This window comes from Streptomyces acidiscabies (genome assembly GCF_020010905.1).
Classification (GTDB): domain Bacteria; phylum Actinomycetota; class Actinomycetes; order Streptomycetales; family Streptomycetaceae; genus Streptomyces; species Streptomyces acidiscabies.
Genome location: NZ_JAGJBY010000002.1, coordinates 1,775,790 through 1,792,057 on the forward strand (window position 1 = coordinate 1,775,790; position 16,268 = coordinate 1,792,057).

The window sequence follows — 16,268 nt, forward strand, 5'->3', positions numbered from 1 at the left end:
GGATGGCCGACCTCCTTCCAGAGGTGCGAACCACTTACAGGGCCCCGATTCTCCAAATCGGGGTCTTCTTTTTGGAGGATCGACGATACGGTACGTCTCGTCTCGTCAACTGTCTTGGTCAACCGCCTTGGGAGATCTCATGGAACGCTTCGTCGACGTCGCCCCCGGAACCCGCCTCTGGGCCGAGGAACGCGGCGACCCGCACGCGCCCCCGCTCCTGCTCGTCATGGGCGCCCAGGCGTCCGGCCTCGGCTGGCCCGACCCCCTCGTGGACCTCCTCGCCGCCCGGCACCGCGTCATCCGCTACGACCACCGCGACACCGGGCGCTCCACCTGGGGGTTCGATCAGCGGCCGTACCCGATCACCGCGCTCGCGCGGGACGCCGTCGCGGTGCTGGACGCGTTCGGGGTCTCGCGCGCGCACGTGGTCGGGCTGTCGCTCGGGGGGATGCTGACGCAGCTCCTTCTCGCCGATCACCCCGAGCGGCTGCTCAGTGCGACGCTCATGGGGACGAGCGCGCTCAGCGAGACGCCGTACGCGGGCGGGGAGCTGCCCGGTATCGAGGCCGAGGTGCTCGCGCTGTGGTCCACGCCGGTGCCGGACGATCTGACGTTGGACCAGGAGCTGGACCGGCGGGTGGAGCACTGGCGCGCGCTGCACGGGAAGCTGCTGCCGTTCGACGCTGCCTTCTATCGCGCGCTGGAGGGGGCGATCATCGGGCACACCGGGCATCACCGGGTGAACACCGCGCACGGGCGCGCGGACAGTGACGGGATGCTTCGTACGGGGGCGCTCGCGCGGAACGCTGTACCGACGCTGGTGGTCGAGGCGCCGGCCGAGCCGGTGTTTCCGCCGCCGCATGCCCGGCATCTTGTGCAGGTGATCGCGGGCGCGCGCCTGGTGGAGGTGCCGGGGATGGGGCATGCGCTTCCGCCGGAGGTGTGGGGGGTGTTGACGAAGGCGATCCTGGAGCACACGGGAGGCTGAGAAGCTTGAGCCCATGCCGATCAGCGCCCGCCTCCTCGCCGTACCCGCCGTCCTGCTGGCCCTGGTCACCTGGCAGGTGGCGGACAGCGGGCCGCTGCTGCGGTGGGACGAGCGGCTGAGTGCGGCGCTGCGGCATCCCGACCGGTTCGCCGAACTTCTTTCGGATCTCGGGAACGTCCAGGTGGCGCTGCCCGTTCTGCTGGTAGTGGCGGGATACGTGGCCTGGCTGGGGCGCCGGGCGGGCGAACCGCGGTGGTGGGGACCCGCCGCGGCAGCCCTTACGGCGATGGCGCTGGTGCCGCTCGTCGTCGTACCGCTGAAGATCTGGACCGACCGTCCGGGAACCCCGGCCGTCCCCCCGGCGACCGGGTACTTCCCCTCGGGGCACACGGCGACGGCGATGATCGCGTACGGCGGCGCGGTGCTCGTGCTGCTGCCGTGGCTGGCGGCGGGGCGGGCGCGGCGTACGGCGGTCGGCGTGGCGGTCGTACTGGTGGCGGCCGTGTCGTACGGACTGGTCCGGCGCGGGTACCACTGGCCGCTCGACGTGATCGCCAGCTGGTGCCTCGGGGCGGTGCTGCTCGGGGCGTTGCGGCTGGTCGTCGTACGGATCGGTGCGCCGAAGCGGAGTGTGGGCGCCGTGCACTCGGACGCGTAGGACAAACGCCCGATCGGGCGCCCGGCCCTACGGTGGACAGCGACTGTCGACTTTGCGGAAGGGCTCCCGACGATGACTTCCACCCACGCCTTCTGGCTGGCCGGCCGCGAGGCCACCGGCGAGGACACCTTCGACGTGACGTCGCCCTGGGACGGGCGGCTCGTCGGGAAGGTGAGCGTGCCGACCGACGCGCAGGTCGAAGAGGCGGTGGCCGCCGCGCACGCCGTCCAGGGCGAGTTCGCCGCGACCCCGGCGCACGTACGGGCCGCCGCGCTCGACCACGTCAGCAAGCGGCTCGCCGAGCGCGCCGAGGAGATCGCCCAGCTGATCTCCGCCGAGAACGGCAAGCCGGTCAAGTGGGCGCGCGGCGAGGTCGGGCGCGCGGTGTCCGTGTTCCGGTTCGCCGCCGAGGAGGCGCGCCGGTTCAACGGCGGCGAGGCGCAGCGGCTCGACACGGACGCGGGCGGGCAGGGGCGGCTGGCGCTGACCCGGCGGTTCCCGAAGGGGGTCGTGCTCGGGATCGCGCCGTTCAACTTCCCGCTGAACCTGTGCGCGCACAAGGTCGCGCCGGCGATCGCGGCGGGGGCGCCGATCATCCTCAAGCCCGCGCCCGCGACCCCGCTCTCCGGTCTGATCATCGGCGACCTCCTCGCCGAGACCGACCTCCCGGCCGGTTCCTGGTCGATCCTGCCGGTCGCGAACGACCGTATGCCCGCCCTCGTCCAGGACGAGCGGCTGCCCGTCATCTCCTTCACCGGCTCCGAGAAGGTCGGTTACGCGATCATGGACTCGGTGCCGCGCAAGCACTGCACGCTGGAGCTGGGCGGCAACGGCGCGGCGGTCGTCCTCGCGGACTGGTCCTCCGACGCGGACCTCGACTGGGCCGCGACCCGCATCGCGACCTTCTCCAACTACCAGGGCGGCCAGTCCTGCATCTCCGTCCAGCGGGTGATCGTCGACGCGGCCGTGTACGACCGGCTGCTCCCGCGCATCGTCGCGGCGGTGGAGGCCCAGGTCACGGGCGACCCGTCCGACGCGTCCACCGACGTCGGCCCGCTGGTCAGCGAGGACGCGGCCAAGCGGGTCGAGTCGTGGGTGGACGAGGCGGTCGCGGCGGGCGCCGCGCTGCTGGCGGGCGGCAAGCGCGACGCGGCGTCGTACGCGCCGACGGTCCTGACGGACGTCCCCGACGGCGTCACGTTGGCCCGCGAGGAGGTCTTCGGACCGGTCCTGTCGATCCAGAAGGTCGAGGGCGAGGAGGCCGCGTTCGCCGCCGTCAACTCCTCCAAGTACGGGCTCCAGGCGGGGGTGTTCACGCACGACGTGCAGGCGGCGTTCCGTGCGCATCGGGCGCTGGAGGTCGGCGGCGTGATCATCGGCGACGTCCCCTCGTACCGCGCCGACCAGATGCCGTACGGCGGCGCGAAGCTGTCGGGGGTGGGCCGGGAGGGCGTGAAGTTCGCGATGGAGGACTACACGTACGAGCGGGTGCTGGTGTTGACGGGGCTGGCGCTCTGAAGAACCGGGGTATGGCAGGGGTCTTGCTAATGGGAACCATTTTCACATAGAGTCGTTCCCGGCGCTGACCCGCCGTCCCATGAAGAGGCCCGGCACCGATGCCTTCCGGTGCCGGGCCCTTCTGTGCTCGGTTTCAGACGAGCTCGGCCAGCAGCCCGGCGTTCTCCGTGAGGTCGTGGCCGAGGACGACGGGGTGGTGGGGGAGTCGCGCCAACAGGTCGGTCACTTCACGGCGGGACGCCTCGGTGCCGCCGCCGTCCACACGGGCGAGGTCGAAGACGTCGGGGTAGCGGTCCTCGGTCGCGCCGCTCATGAAGTCCGTGTCATTCAGGTGCCGTTCGGTGGAGTCGCGCGCTGGGGCGGCGCCAGGAACGATACGAGGGAAGACGAGGGCCGCGGCTTTGCCGCCGGTCGCGAGCGAGAGGCCGAACCAGCGCGCGAACTGGTCCGGGAAGACCTGGGCCTTGAGCTCCTTGCCGTCCTCCCACAAGGGTTCACGACGACCGGCGAGCAGGGCGGCCGTGACGCGCGCGTCCTGCGTCGGGTGCAGGGCCTCGCCGTTCTTGAGGCGATCCCGCGCGGTGTCGAACCAGCCCAGCGCGTCGAGCAGTCCGAGCCCGATCGCCGCGGCCGAGGGCCAAGGCAGGACGTCCACACGGCCGTTGCCGTCGGGGCGGACGAACACCCGGTCGTTGGCTAGGAGTTGGAAGCCGCGACGGCTCGCCAAGGCCAGGGCGGCGGTCGTCTTGCCCGCGCCCTTCCGCCCGAACACCAGCACCGTACGCCCGACTTGATCCGTCACGGCCGAGGCATACAGCACCGACCAGCCCGACCGCAGCAGGACACCGCGCATGACCTCGCGGGCCAGGCGTGCGGTGGCGAGGGCGACGGGTTCGGATGCGCAGCCGGTGATGGTCAGGTGACCGGACTCCGGCTCGGAGAGGTAGGCGAGCCCCTCGCCGGGGGAGACGGCACGGACGACCGCCGCTTTGTCGTTCCGCGCGACCAGGGTCAGGGCCTTCGCGTACGTGGTGCTGGTGTGCGGGGCCAGGGTTACGGCAAGGGCGGCCTCCGCGTAGGCGTCACGGTCAACTTGAGCGACGACGAGCGGATGCGTCTCGGCAGCCGCTTCCGCCGCTTCCCACCAGGGGTCGAAGTAGCGAACGGCCCAGTCGGTGACGGCCCGTTCGGCACAGGCGACGGTGACGGCAGCGTCGGCGGCCTGGAGGCGTACGAAGTGAGTGGTCACGGCGAGGTCCTTCCGCCCTCAAGACCGAGGAGCAGACGCAGTGACGACACCACCGCACCTGCGGGTCCGTACCGAGTACGGCTGATACCGGCGCTGATTCGTCCCGGTCGCCGGGTCAGTTCGTCGTGCACCTGCTGGAGAGGGACGGGAACAGGCATTCCGTTGACGGTTGTCGACGAGGCACAGATGACGGCGGCGTCACCGTGCTCACCGATGACATGACCGTGCACCGCGTCGACGGGAACGCTGAGCAGTCGTGCGACGGTGAGCCGGTAACGGGCCGTGTCCAGCGCAGAGCCGACGCCGAAGACACGAGGGCAGCCGGATACGTCGGCGAACAGGCGGGTCATGAGGTCGACGGGGTTCGTCACCATCAGCACGGTGCCGGTATAGCCGCGTAGCCGGGCGGCGAGCGCACTGATCACGACTGAGTTCGCCTCTGCACCGCCCATCCGGACGTCCGTGCTGTGGCTGTTCGTGAACTGGGCACGGACGGCGACCACTACGGTCGTGCAGTCCCGCAACTCGTCGATCTCCGCGGCGTACGGCCGTACCGGCGAGCCGTACGCCACGCGCATGTCGTCGAGGTCGTCCCTGAGCGCGGCGGCCTGTTCGGCGCTGCGCGAGACGAGGAGGAGCCGGTCACAGAAGCCGAGCACGACCAGGGCGGCGCCGACCGCTTGGCCGACAGCACCACAGCCGATCACTCCGACGGTGGGCTTCACGAGGCCATCGCCACGACCCTGGTCAACGCACGCTCCCATGTGTCGTTCCGCGTCGCCTCGGACGCGAGGTCCGCCACGAAGGAGCACACCGGCACCGCACGCTCGATGAGTGCCAGGGCGGGAGACGGCAGGGGCAGGTCGGCCGGCGCCGAAAGGTAGGTCGTGACGATGTTGACGGTGTCCATCAGCCAGAGCGCCAGGATGTGCCGTGACCATGTGCCCTCCTTCGCCTGGCGCCGCATGAAGTCGTCGAGACCGATAGCGATGCGCCGAGCGACAGATGGGCCGGGGCGGCTGGTGGCGAGGAACAGGACGGTACGGCTGATGAGCTTGGCCAGGTCGACCATGGCGTCCGCCCGGAGGAGCCCGGGGTCCAGGAGCACTGGCCGTTCGTCCGGGCCATCGGGGAAGAGCACGTGTTCCGGAGGAACGTACCGGTGATCCCGCGCTCTGTGATGTCCCAGGACGGAGCGAGGAGTTGGGCGGTGCTCGGCCGATGGATCGGGCGTAACTCGGTGAGCACCCTGAACAACAACCCCGACGCGTCGTCCGGCCGGGCGAGCAGCACATCACCCAACGTAGGTCCGGACACCGGCTCGGTGAAGACGACACCTGACTTGAGGCCCGCAAGAGCGCACACTCTGGGGCCGGGCACGGTTGTGAGCAGTGTCAGTTGTGCCGCCTCGCGTGCAGGAAGGCTGTCCGGTCGGGCCAGGTACGCCTGTTGAGCCTGACGGACAACGGGCCAAGGGCCGCCGGCGCCGCGCAGGAGGGAGACGAGTGACATGCCGAGGAAGGACGTCTTCGCGTAGAGGGCACGGTCGCCGACGCGGACGCGGTGTACGTACTCGGTGACGCTGGGGACGTGGCTTTCCAGGAGGATGTGCTCCCCGGGCCACAACTCCCCGGCAGCCTGGTGGATGTGTGTCGCGGCGTACACGAACACGTCTGCGATGCCAGGGGCGTTCGGTGAGGAAGCGAGCGTGTTCGTCGTCATCGGTCCTCCAGGCCGAGGGCCAACTCGGCCCAGACGCGCTTGCCGTCGGACAGGCGGTCGACGCCCAGGCGGTCCGACAGTTCCTCGACGATGGGAAGGCCGCGACCCTGGTCGTCCTCCGGGGCCGGGCTCCCGAGGCGCGGCAGGCACCGGCTCCCGTCGCTGACGGCGACACGTACTCGCCGTCCGCCGACGAGGCTGACGGTCACGCGGATCGAGTCACCCTCGGCGTGGCACACGGCGTTGGCGACGAGTTCCGAGACGATCAGCGTCACGGCGTCGCAAAGGCCGCTGAGCGCGAGGCGGTTGAGCGCGGTCGCCACGAACCGCCGTGCGGCGCGGGCGGATTCCGGTACGCGCGGGAAGTTCTTGCCGTGAGTCCTGATGCCGGTCCGGGCCGGGCGGGTCGTGCTGTTCACGGGCGGGGTTCCTCTCTTCGGCTCCCTCATCACCGAGTCAACCGCCGTACGCCCAGGTGACGACGGAACTCCGAGCGGACTTTCCGCCGGACTTTTGCGGCAAGGGGACCTTCCACCGCCCTGGACATGGCTACCGTCAGTGCACGGACGTGGCGCTGGGGGTACGAGATGGCTGAACCGACGCTCTTCGAGCACGCCTGCGTCGCGGCGGGTTGGACAAGACCGGCGGACTTTCTGCGCGCGTTCGAGGAAGCCGCCGACCTGCTCGGCGAAGCGGTGACATTGACGGACCGGCAGGCGAGGAGATGGCGTGGTCCGTGTCCGCCGATGCCGAGAGCGCGGGCGTGGCGGGTGCTGCATGCGATGTTCGCGTGTGACCCGGCAGAGCTGGGCTTTCCCGGGCCGCCGCCGGGTGCCACCGTGAGGGGTGCACCTCTCCTCGTACAGGAAGGTACCGGGGACGTGAAACGTCGGGCGTTCATGCAGGACTCCGCAGGAGCCGTGGCCGGTTCGCTGGCGTCCGTGCGGTCCGCGTCCATCGGTACGACCCACGTCGTCGAACTCCGGGACGGCCTCGACGCCTTGTGCCGACTCGACGATTCCTACGGCGGTGACGACATCCGCCCCTTGGCCCACAAGCACCTCAGACGGATCGAGCGGATCATCAACACCACCCGCTATCCGGAGACGATCGGCCGTCAACTCCAGCTCCTCGCAGGGGAGACGGCCGCCTCCTGCGGCTGGCTGCACTACGACGCCGACAGCCAGGGCCAGGCCCGCAACTATTGGGGCGAGGCCCTCACCACCGCGACAGTCCTCGGCGACGAGGGTCTGGCCATCCGCGTCCTCGGCTTCCTGAGCATGCAGGCCAGCCACGAAGGGCGCCCCCGCGACGGACAGAACCTCGCCCGCGCGGCCCAGGAGAAGGCCGCCCGCTACGGCTCCCCCGTCCTTCAGTCGCTCCTCGCCTCACGCGAGGCGCACGCACTCTCCCTCATGGGCGATTACTCCACCGCGAAGAAGAAGCTGGCCGACTCGATGCGGCTCGTCGAGCGGGGAGCCCGAGGACGCCCCTGTCCGTCCTGGGCCGCCTTCCACGGTCCGGCCGAACTGGACTGCGCCCAGGGCATGTTGTACGCCGAAGCGGGCCGCCATCACGCATCCGCCCAGTTCTTCCGCGCCGCCCTTGCCCACCAGGACCGTACGTACGGCCGCAACCGCGCCCTCTACCGTCTCACCCTGGCCCGCAGCCTCGCCCACGCCGGCGAAGCGGACGAAGCCGCCGCGTACGCCGTCGAGAGCCTGGACCACCTCGCGGAGGTCGAATCGGGAAGAGTCACCCGGCGGCTCAGGGAAGTCACCACGCTGCTGCGGAACGTCGATGCCGTCACCACCCGCGACGCGGTTGGCCGTCTCACCCAGTACATCGACTCCGAAGGAGCCGCCTGAGTGATCTACGACCGGTACGACGCACTCGACGCGGACACCCGACTCGACGCCTTCCTCCCCGCCTACACGGAGATCTACCGCGAACCCCCCTACCTCGAAGGCCCGGACGACGTAACGGAGTTCGCCGAGCACTACCACGTCCAGACCCGGCGCCCAGGCATGCGCCTGATCCTCGCCCGCGCCCAAGAGGAAGTCGTCGGTTTCACCTACGGCTACCACCTCTCCCCGGACACCCGATGGTGGACCAACCTCCAAGACGCCGGACTCTCCCCGGAGTTCACCAGGGAGGACGGTCAACGCACCTTCGTCATCATCGAGTTGGCCGTACGCACTCCATGGCGACGCCACGGCATCGCCACCGAGTTGCACAACCGCTTGCTGCAAGGACTGGACGCCGAGAGAGTCACCCTCACGGTCCGCCCGGAACCCGAGGCCGCTCCCGCGAGGTCCGCGTACGAGGCATGGGGGTATCGGAAGTTGGGGGTGTCCCGGCCGTTCGAGGGGGCTCCGCTGTACGACTGCATGCTTCGCGAAAGGACGTGAATTCGTCGGGCGCCGAAGCCGGTCCCGTTGATAGCCTGCAATCTTCGCCGGTCGCCCGGACGGAGTCACTCAGGGGTTGCCATGTCCCCCCAGCAGGAACTCAGGTCGGCGCTGGACGCGTTGGAGCGGGTGTTCGCGGGTGAAGAGGCGTTCAGGGTTGCGGGGTGTACGTACTGCTACGCCGAGCGGGATTTCGTGGAGCTCTCGGGGGCGGTGGAGCTGATACCGGAGGATCTCGTGTCGGCGGTCGCGTCGGAGGTGGCGGAGCACTGGGACGAGTTTCCCCGGCTTTATCGGCGGCTGACTCCGAGGATTCTCAGGCGAGTTGTCACCGGGCGGCTGCACATCGACGAGGAACTGATCGCGACCCGGCTGCTGGAGGCGTCGTGGACCGCGTGGGACCCGCCGCTGGTGGCGGCGTTGCGGGAGGTGTGGGCGGCCTGGTGGCGGGCCACCCTGGCGACCCACCCCAGTGTCGCCAAGCCCAGGAAAGTCCTCGCGCTCGTCACGGCCGTCACCGGCGAACTGCGGCCCTGGCTGGACGCCTGGACCGCCACCCGCACCCCGGCCGCCGACGCCCACCTCGCCGACTTCGTCGACGACGTCCTCTTCGAGTACGAGGTCACCGACCTGCACATGGGCTTCCACGACGAATACCACGCGACCCCGGAACTCCTCGACTGGCTCCTGAACGACGTCCGGGAGCGCGCCGGCGACACCCGGCTCGACGACCTCGCCTGGTACATCGAGTACTCAGCTAGAGAACCCCAGATGCGCCACCCGTAGCGGCCCGCGCAGCCTGACGTGGACGTCGTGGACGCCGGTCAGGGCGAGGGGGGCGTCCAACAGGGTGTAGATGTACGGGGATTCGGTGGGGGAGGAGAGGTGGAGGACGGTCTGGATGCCGCCCGCCTCCAGGATCAGCTCCCCCTCGCCCGCCACCTCCGCCGTGACCTGCGTCGTCCCCGAGCCGAAGTCGCAGGCCCGGTACACCAGTTGGGCCACCCCCGAGGCCCCCGGCGTCACCGCGTCCCCCGCCCGCTTCGTCCGGTCCACGATCTCCGCGCCGCTCTGCTCGTCGAAGTCGGCGGCGGACAGGCCGAGTCGGAGGACGGGGCGAGGAGTGGCGGGCTCGCCGGTGAGCATCAGGGTCGTACGGAGGCGGATGTCCTCGCTGGACGTGCCGACGAGGATGTCGTACTCGCCAGGGTCCAGGCGCCAGGAGCCCCGGGCGACGTCCCAGAACTCGAAGGCGGACAGGGGGACTTCGAACGACGCCTCGTGGCGGGCCCCCGGCGCCAGGGTGACGCGCGTGTGGGCCAGCAGCTCCCGCCGGGGGCGCGTGACCGACGGGTCCACGGCCCGGGTGTACAGCTGCGGGACCTCGTCGGCGGTGACATCGCTGGTGTTGGTGACCGAGAACGACACCTGGACGGCCGTGTCCGTCGCCGAGACCTTCAAGTCGCCGTAGGAGAAGGACGCGTAGGACAGACCGTGACCGAAGGGGTACAGCGGCCTGCCCTCGAAGTACAGGTACGTCTGGCGGCTGCCGATGACGTCGTAGTCGAGGAGGTCGGGGAGGTCCGCGTCGGACTCGTACCAGGTCTGGGGGAGCCGGCCGGCGGGGGAGACGTCGCCGGCGAGGACACGGGCGAGGGCCGTACCGGCCGCCTGGCCGCCGTGGGCCGTCCAGAGCACCGCGGGGAGCGGGCCGGGTTCGAGGGCGTAGGGGTAGGACGAGGTGAGGACCAGGACCGTACGCGGGTTGGCGGTGCGCGCGGCGGTGAGCAGGCCGGCCTGGTGCGGAGGGAGGTCCAGGGTCGAACGGTCCTCCGTCTCACGGCCGTTGATGTGCGGATCGTTGCCCGCGATCACCAGCGTGACGTCCGCGTCGGCGCAGACCCGGGCCACCGCGTCCTCGCCGCGCTCCACCGTCACCAGCTCGAAAATCTCCGGATCTTCGGCGGCAACCTTCACCCCGTCGGCGGCGACTTGGACTAGCAGACCTGTGCCGAGATGACGGAGGAGGTGGCCCTTCACATGGCCTTTCACGTGACCTTGCTCGTGGCCCTGCTCGTACGGTTCGAGGCAGAACGTCTCCTGTACGACCCACCCGCCGGGCTGATCGGCGGACGCCCGCAGATACCCGTCCTCGGCGACGGACACGTAACGCCCGTCGGGCGCACGCAAGGTGAGGACGCCGTTCCCCCAGTCGACGAGAGCGAGTTCGGTCCCGCCGTCCGAGGACACCGTCAACGGCGGGATATCCGTACGCCCCTTGAGCAGCGCCGGATCCAACGCCCCCTCCGCGCCGCGCACTTCGTCGTCCGACTCGGTCGCCGGGACGGCCAGGTACGACCCCGCCGACGTCTTCAGCAGAACCCGGTCCACGCCCTCCACGAACTGCACGCGGTCCGCCCCGAACCGCTCGTACAGCCCCTCCAGCGGAGTCGAGCGGTGGATCAACGTGCCGCTGTACCAGTCGAGTTTGCACTCGTCGGCGAGCAGCCCGACGACCGCGATCCGCGCGTCGGGGGCCAGCGGCAGCATGCCGTCGTTGCGCAGCAGGACGATCGCCTGCTCGGCGGCCTCCTGCGCGAGCGCGCGGTGCTCCGGGGTGTCGAAGGCCGCGCCGGACGCGTACGGGTCCAGGTCCGGGTCGAACTCGCCGAGCCGCAGCCGGACGGAGAGCTGGCGCCGTACCGCCGTGTCGAGGTCCTTCTCCGTCAACAGGCCCTGCTCCAGAGCCCCGTTGATGCGCTCGACGGTCTTCGTGCCGTCCGTGCCGTGGTCGGTGAAGCTGTCCACGCCCGCGAGGATCGCCGCCGCCGTCGACTCCTCGTACGTGTCGAAGTAGTGCTCCGGATCGACCAGGTTGGAGGGCGCGGCGGCGTCCGAGCAGACGAACAGGTCGGCGTCCGTCCAGGTCCGCAGGTGGTCTTCGAGGTACGGGGAGACGTGGTTGGGGCGGCCGTTGACCAGGTTGTACGCGGGCATCACCCCGGCCACCGCGCCCGCCTCGACCGTGGCGCGGAAGGCCGGCAGGTCGTACTCGTGGAGCACGCGCGGGCGGACCGAGGACGACGAAGTGTCGCGCCGCGTCTCGTTGTTGTGGGCCAGCCAGTGCTTGAGGACCGGCGCCGTACGCCAGTACACGGGGTGGCCGCCGCGCAGCCCGTGCGTGAACGCCGTCGCGATCGCCGACGTCAGCCGGGGGTCCTCCGAGTAGCCCTCCTCGTTGCGGCCCCACAGCGGGTGGCGCAGCAGATTCACCACCGGCGCCCACACGTTGAGGCCCACCCGCTCGTCGCGCGCGCTCATCGCCCGCACCTCCTCGGCGACCGCCTCGCCGACCCGGCGCACCAGCTCCGGGTTCCAGGTCGCGCCCAGGCCCACCGCCTGCGGGAAAACTGTCGCCGGGCCCATCCAGGCGACGCCGTGCAGCCCCTCCTGTCCGGTGCGGAACGCGGCGACGCCGAGCCGCTCGACGGCCGGGGCGTACTGGTGCAGGAACGCCGCCTTCTCCTGGCGCGTCAGACGGGACAGCAGATCGTCGATGCGCTTCGCGAACGACAGGCGCGGATCGCGGAAGGGCGGCGTGGAGGGCGTGGATGCGGTCACGTGAAGTTCCCTTTGCGGTGGACCGGAGCGGCTCTTTCGAAGCGCTTCGATGCTCAGCGGGCGGCGGTGCGGGTGTCAAGGGACCGCACGGTTATTTCAAGTGGCACATAAGGAAAGCTCCGATCTCCTGTCAAAGGAATATTGGAAGCGACCCTTGTGCGCCCTCAGGGCTTCACTTAACCTCACAGCAACATCGAAGCGCTTCGACTAAGAGTCCGTCAGGAGTCGCACGGCATTGGTCGGACCTCCGCTTCGGCTCAGCCAGTTCCACCGATGACACCGCAGCCGACGAGCCACCGCCGGGTGTCCTGGTGCGCCACGAAGGGTTGACGCAATGACGCCGAACGCCGCTTCCGCCTCCTCCGGTCCCAGCCGGAGAAGCTTCCTCGCCTCCACGGCGGTCGCCACCGCCGCGGTCGCGGGCGGGATGCCCCTGCTGAGCGCCTGCGGCAGCTCCGACAGCGGCTCGCGCGACGGCACCACCTCGGGCAAGAACGCGCAGAAGATCCTTCCGGCGTACGTCGCGAACAACGTCGTGACGCCCGACATCCCCGCCAAGAACGGCTCCGCCGTCGGCTTCGTCGGCAAGGTCGACACCGCCACCCTCAAGACCTCGGTGGCCAAGAAGCTCGGCAAGGGCGGCAAGCTCACCGTCATGTCGCCGTTCTGGGGCTCCCCGCCCAAGAGCGACAACGCCTACTACAAGGCCATGAACGGCCTGATCGGCGTCGACGTCACCTGGCAGAACCAGGACGGCAACACCTACGACCAGAAGCTTGGCGCGGTCCTCGCCTCAAGTGACGTACCGGACGTGGTAGTTGTCCCCGGCTGGAACATGGGCGGCAGGATCCCCAGCGCCATCATCGGCAAGTTCGCCGACCTCGGGCCCTACCTGTCCGGCGACGCCGTCAAGGAGTACCCGAACCTCGCGGCGATCCCCACCGACGCCTGGCGGCGCAGCATCTTCGGCGGCAAGCTGCGCGGTCTGCCGATGCCGGCGTCGTACGTCGGCAACATCGTGCCCTTCTACCGCAAGGACATCTTCGACAAGAAGGGGTACCAGGTCCCCACCTCCACCGACGAGTTCATGGCGCTGGCGAAGGAGATCACCGCCCCCAAGGCCAAGCGGTGGGCCTGCGGCGACATGAAGTGGACGGCGTTCGGCTCGTTCGGGGTGCTCTCCGGCGGCGAGAAGGGGCTCGGCTGGAACCTCGTCGACGGCAAGCTGATCTACCGGGTCGAGACCGAGGCGTACCTCGAAGCCCTGGAGTGGACGAGGAAGCTGTTCGCCGCCGGTGTCGTCCACCCCGACGCGTGGCTCGGCAAGAGCCAGGCCGTCGACCCCAGCACCAAGTTCGCGGCCGGCGAGTTCCTCATCTACAACAACGACATGTCCAGTTGGTGGGGCCAGCAGTCCATCCAGCAGACCCACAACCCCGAGTTCAGGATCTGGGGCATGGACATCTTCGGCCACGGCGGCGGCGCGCCCCAGCTGTGGGCCACCCAGCCCGCCGGCATCTTCGCCTTCATCAACAAGAGCGCCTCCGAGGCGGTGATCCGCGACGCCCTCGCCGTCGCCAACGTGACCGCCGCGCCGTACGGGACGAAGGAGTACATGCTCACCAACTACGGCGTCGAAGGCACCCACTACAACCTCAAGGACGGCGCCCCCGTCAAGACCGACCAGGGCAACCTCGACGTCGCCAACGCCTACGTCATGATCGCCAGCCCCGCCGCCACCATCGCCCGCCCCGACTTCCCCGACATCGGCCGCGCCGCCGTCGAATGGCAGCAGCGGATGGGAGCGCTCACCAAGAAGTCGACCTTCTACGGGATGCAGATCACCGAACCCGCCCGGTTCACCAACCTCTCCAACGACATGGAGCAGTTGGAGGACGACATCGTGCGCGGGCGCAAGAAGATCAGCGACATGCAGGCGTGGGTCAGCGACTGGAAGAAGAAGGGCGGCGACGGACTGCGCGACTGGTACCAGAAGCTGCTCGACGACAACGGCACGGCAGCGAGCTGACCCGGCGAGGCGAGGAGGACGGCCGTGTCCCACAGCACGGTGCCTCGGAGCGAGACCGAGGCCGACGAGACGGGGAAGCGGAGCACGGCGACGTCCGGTGACACCGCCAACTCCCCCAAGAAGAAACGCCCGAAGGGGAAAAGGGATCCAGGGAAACTGAGCGTACGGCTGCGCTTCCGGCGCGACCGCGTGCTCATCCTGATGACCCTGCCGGCCGTACTGCTGGTCCTGCTCTTCAACTACGTACCGATCCTCGGCAACGTGGTCGCCTTCCAGGACTACGACCCCTACGTCAGCTCCAACGGCGTCGTCTCCATCCTGCACAGCCCCTGGGTCGGGCTGGAGAACTTCCAACGCCTGTTCGAGGACTCGGCGTTCTGGGACGCGGTCACCAACACACTGGTCCTCTTCTTCCTCCAGCTCATCCTGTACTTCCCGATCCCGATCCTCCTCGCGCTGCTCATCAACAGCGTCGTACGGCCCCGGATCCGGGCCTTCTCGCAGGCGATCCTCTACCTGCCGCACTTCTTCTCGTGGGTGCTCGTCATCGCCGTCTTCCAGCAACTCCTCGGCGGCGCCGGGCTGTTGTCGCAGCTCCTGCGGGAACACGGGTACGACGGCATCGACATCATGTCCGACCCCGGCACGTTCAAGTTCCTCGTCACCGCCGAGAGCGTCTGGAAGGACGCCGGCTGGGGGATCATCGTCTTCCTCGCCGCGCTCGCCTCCGTCAACCACGATCTGTACGAGGCCGCCGCGATGGACGGCGCCGGACGGTGGCGGCGCATGTGGCACGTCACGCTGCCCGCTCTGCGGCCCGTCATCGCCCTGCTGCTGGTCCTGCGCGTCGGGGACGCGCTCACCGTCGGGTTCGAGCAGATCCTCTTGCAGCGTGATGCCGTCGGACCAGGTGCCTCCGAAGTCCTCGACACGTTCGTCTGGTGGAACGGCGTCCGCAACCAGGACTTCGGGTACGCGGCAGCCGCCGGGCTCATCAAGGGCGTCGTCAGTCTCGGTCTCGTCCTCGTCGCGAACAAGGTGGCCCATCTCATGGGCGAGCAGGGGGTGTACAAGAAATGAGCGCCGTACTCGACAAGTCCGTTGAAAAACCCGGGCGTTGGGCCGCTCCGCCGCGGCCCGTCTGGGAGGAGGAGCCCACGAAGGCGGGCATCGCGGGGAAGGGAGTCGTCCTCGCCCTCGCCTGCCTCTCCATCCTCTTCCCGCTGTGGATCGTCGTCGTGACCAGCCTCTCCTCGCGGGAGACCATCGACAGAGCCGGTGGGCTCGTCATGATTCCCAAGGGGGTCACGTTCGTCGCGTACCGCGAGCTGCTCAGCGGTGGGCAGGTGACGCGGGCCGCCGTCATCAGCGTCCTCATCACCGTCGTCGGTACGTTGTTCTCGATGGGCGTGTCCGTGCTGTGTGCGTACGGGCTCTCGCGTACGGGATCCCTCGGGCACCGGTGGATGCTGATGCTGTTGCTGGCGACCATGTTCTTCAGCGCCGGGCTCATTCCCACGTACCTCTTGGTGCAGTCCCTCGGGCTGACCGACACGTACCTCGCGCTGATCCTGCCCAGTGCGATCAGCGTCTTCAACATCCTTGTCCTGCGCGGGTTCTTCATGGGGATCTCGCAGGAGCTGATCGACAGCGCGCGCATCGATGGCGCCGGGGACTTCCGCATCCTGCGGCAGATCGTCATGCCGCTGTCCCGGGCGGTGCTCGCCGTCATCACCCTGTTCTACGCGGTGGGTTACTGGAGCGCCTGGTTCAACGCGTCCCTGTACCTCAACGACCAGAACATGATGCCGCTCCAGAACGTCATGATCCAACTCGTCCAGAAACAAGAGGCGCCGGTGGGTCTGAGCCAGGCCATCCGTACAGGGGAGTTGTCGGGGCTGGCGGTCCAAATGGCGGTCATGGTCATGGCGTTGCTCCCGGTGGCGGTGCTGTCGCCGTTCGTGCAGAAGCACTTCAAGAAGGGGATGTTGACGGGGGCGGTGAAGGGGTGAGAAGGGGGGATTGCCGGGTGCGGGTAGGTGGTGGGCTGGTCGCGCAGTTCCCCGCGCCCC

Annotated in this window: 14 protein-coding genes; 9 read left to right on the forward strand and 5 right to left on the reverse strand. The window is 69.4% G+C overall.

The window, feature by feature from the left end; all coding sequences use genetic code 11:
* The first annotated feature begins 139 nt into the window (after positions 1-139).
* The 3 genes from J8M50_RS34935 to J8M50_RS34945 all read left to right on the forward strand — a co-directional run bounded on the left by J8M50_RS34935 (position 140) and on the right by J8M50_RS34945 (position 3,164).
* Complete coding sequence (locus tag J8M50_RS34935; protein ID WP_010358636.1) at positions 140-988, forward strand: alpha/beta fold hydrolase; 849 nt, start codon at positions 140-142, stop codon at positions 986-988.
* Between the two features lie 13 nt (positions 989-1,001).
* The gene (locus tag J8M50_RS34940) at positions 1,002-1,646 is read left to right on the forward strand and encodes a phosphatase PAP2 family protein (RefSeq protein ID WP_010358638.1); all 645 of its coding nucleotides are present in this window, start codon (positions 1,002-1,004) and stop codon (positions 1,644-1,646) included.
* A gap of 72 nt (positions 1,647-1,718) precedes the next feature.
* Positions 1,719-3,164 carry an aldehyde dehydrogenase family protein gene (locus J8M50_RS34945; RefSeq protein WP_010358640.1) on the forward strand — a complete coding sequence of 482 codons (1,446 nt, stop codon included), beginning with the start codon at positions 1,719-1,721 and terminating at the stop codon, positions 3,162-3,164.
* A gap of 133 nt (positions 3,165-3,297) precedes the next feature.
* Here the strand turns inward: J8M50_RS34945 and J8M50_RS34950 are convergent, their stop codons facing one another.
* From J8M50_RS34950 to J8M50_RS34965, 4 genes are all read right to left on the reverse strand, one after another.
* A complete protein-coding gene (locus J8M50_RS34950) occupies positions 3,298-4,413 on the reverse strand; it encodes a phosphoenolpyruvate carboxykinase (ATP) (protein WP_010358642.1) in 1,116 nt (371 codons plus the stop codon).
* Positions 4,410-5,138: a lactate/malate family dehydrogenase gene (locus J8M50_RS34955; protein WP_010358643.1), complete on the reverse strand. Its 729-nt coding sequence runs from the start codon at positions 5,136-5,138 to the stop codon at positions 4,410-4,412. The genes J8M50_RS34950 and J8M50_RS34955 overlap by 4 nt, the downstream gene beginning before the upstream one ends.
* Positions 5,135-5,521, reverse strand: a complete 387-nt coding sequence (locus J8M50_RS34960; RefSeq protein ID WP_010358645.1) for a hypothetical protein — start codon at positions 5,519-5,521, stop codon at positions 5,135-5,137. The genes J8M50_RS34955 and J8M50_RS34960 overlap by 4 nt, the downstream gene beginning before the upstream one ends.
* A 610-nt stretch (positions 5,522-6,131) precedes the next feature.
* On the reverse strand, positions 6,132-6,554 hold the full coding sequence (locus J8M50_RS34965; RefSeq protein ID WP_010358646.1) for an ATP-binding protein: 423 nt from the start codon (positions 6,552-6,554) through the stop codon (positions 6,132-6,134).
* 168 nt (positions 6,555-6,722) lie between these two features.
* Here J8M50_RS34965 and J8M50_RS34970 point away from each other — a divergent pair, with 168 nt between their 5' ends.
* The 3 genes from J8M50_RS34970 (at position 6,723) to J8M50_RS34980 (ending at position 9,332) form a co-directional block, all read left to right on the forward strand.
* Positions 6,723-8,003, forward strand: coding sequence for a tetratricopeptide repeat protein (locus tag J8M50_RS34970; RefSeq protein ID WP_040838059.1), 1,281 nt, complete (start codon positions 6,723-6,725; stop codon positions 8,001-8,003).
* Positions 8,004-8,546 (forward strand): GNAT family N-acetyltransferase, encoded by a 543-nt coding sequence (locus tag J8M50_RS34975; protein ID WP_010358650.1) that lies wholly within the window; start codon positions 8,004-8,006, stop codon positions 8,544-8,546.
* 81 nt (positions 8,547-8,627) lie between these two features.
* Positions 8,628-9,332, forward strand: coding sequence for a hypothetical protein (locus tag J8M50_RS34980; protein WP_010358652.1), 705 nt, complete (start codon positions 8,628-8,630; stop codon positions 9,330-9,332).
* On the opposite strand, the gene J8M50_RS34985 is transcribed toward J8M50_RS34980, so the two are convergent.
* Positions 9,300-12,167, reverse strand: coding sequence for a glycoside hydrolase family 3 C-terminal domain-containing protein (locus tag J8M50_RS34985; RefSeq protein ID WP_010358653.1), 2,868 nt, complete (start codon positions 12,165-12,167; stop codon positions 9,300-9,302). The two genes, J8M50_RS34980 and J8M50_RS34985, sit on opposite strands and share 33 nt — an antisense overlap.
* A 334-nt stretch (positions 12,168-12,501) precedes the next feature.
* On the opposite strand from J8M50_RS34985, the gene J8M50_RS34990 reads away from it, so the two are divergent.
* The 3 genes from J8M50_RS34990 to J8M50_RS35000 are packed head-to-tail and all read left to right on the forward strand — an operon-like array spanning position 12,502 to position 16,208.
* Positions 12,502-14,196, forward strand: coding sequence for an extracellular solute-binding protein (locus J8M50_RS34990; RefSeq protein ID WP_010358655.1), 1,695 nt, complete (start codon positions 12,502-12,504; stop codon positions 14,194-14,196).
* A gap of 24 nt (positions 14,197-14,220) precedes the next feature.
* Entirely contained in the window at positions 14,221-15,276 is a 1,056-nt protein-coding gene (locus tag J8M50_RS34995; RefSeq protein WP_010358656.1) for an ABC transporter permease, read from the forward strand.
* Positions 15,273-16,208 carry a carbohydrate ABC transporter permease gene (locus J8M50_RS35000; RefSeq protein WP_010358657.1) on the forward strand — a complete coding sequence of 312 codons (936 nt, stop codon included), beginning with the start codon at positions 15,273-15,275 and terminating at the stop codon, positions 16,206-16,208. Before J8M50_RS34995 ends, J8M50_RS35000 begins: the two co-directional genes overlap by 4 nt.
* The last annotated feature ends 60 nt before the right edge of the window (positions 16,209-16,268 follow it).

Excerpts from the sequence above, each read along its gene's own strand:
- J8M50_RS34935 (WP_010358636.1), top strand. The coding sequence starts at position 140 with ATGGAACGCTTCGTCGACGTCGCCCCCGGAACCCGCCTCTGGGCCGAG.
- J8M50_RS34940 (WP_010358638.1), top strand. The coding sequence starts at position 1,002 with ATGCCGATCAGCGCCCGCCTCCTCGCCGTACCCGCCGTCCTGCTGGCC.
- J8M50_RS34945 (WP_010358640.1), top strand. The coding sequence starts at position 1,719 with ATGACTTCCACCCACGCCTTCTGGCTGGCCGGCCGCGAGGCCACCGGC.
- J8M50_RS34970 (WP_040838059.1), top strand. The coding sequence starts at position 6,723 with ATGGCTGAACCGACGCTCTTCGAGCACGCCTGCGTCGCGGCGGGTTGG.
- J8M50_RS34980 (WP_010358652.1), top strand. The coding sequence starts at position 8,628 with ATGTCCCCCCAGCAGGAACTCAGGTCGGCGCTGGACGCGTTGGAGCGG.
- J8M50_RS34990 (WP_010358655.1), top strand. The coding sequence starts at position 12,502 with ATGACGCCGAACGCCGCTTCCGCCTCCTCCGGTCCCAGCCGGAGAAGC.
- J8M50_RS35000 (WP_010358657.1), top strand. The coding sequence starts at position 15,273 with ATGAGCGCCGTACTCGACAAGTCCGTTGAAAAACCCGGGCGTTGGGCC.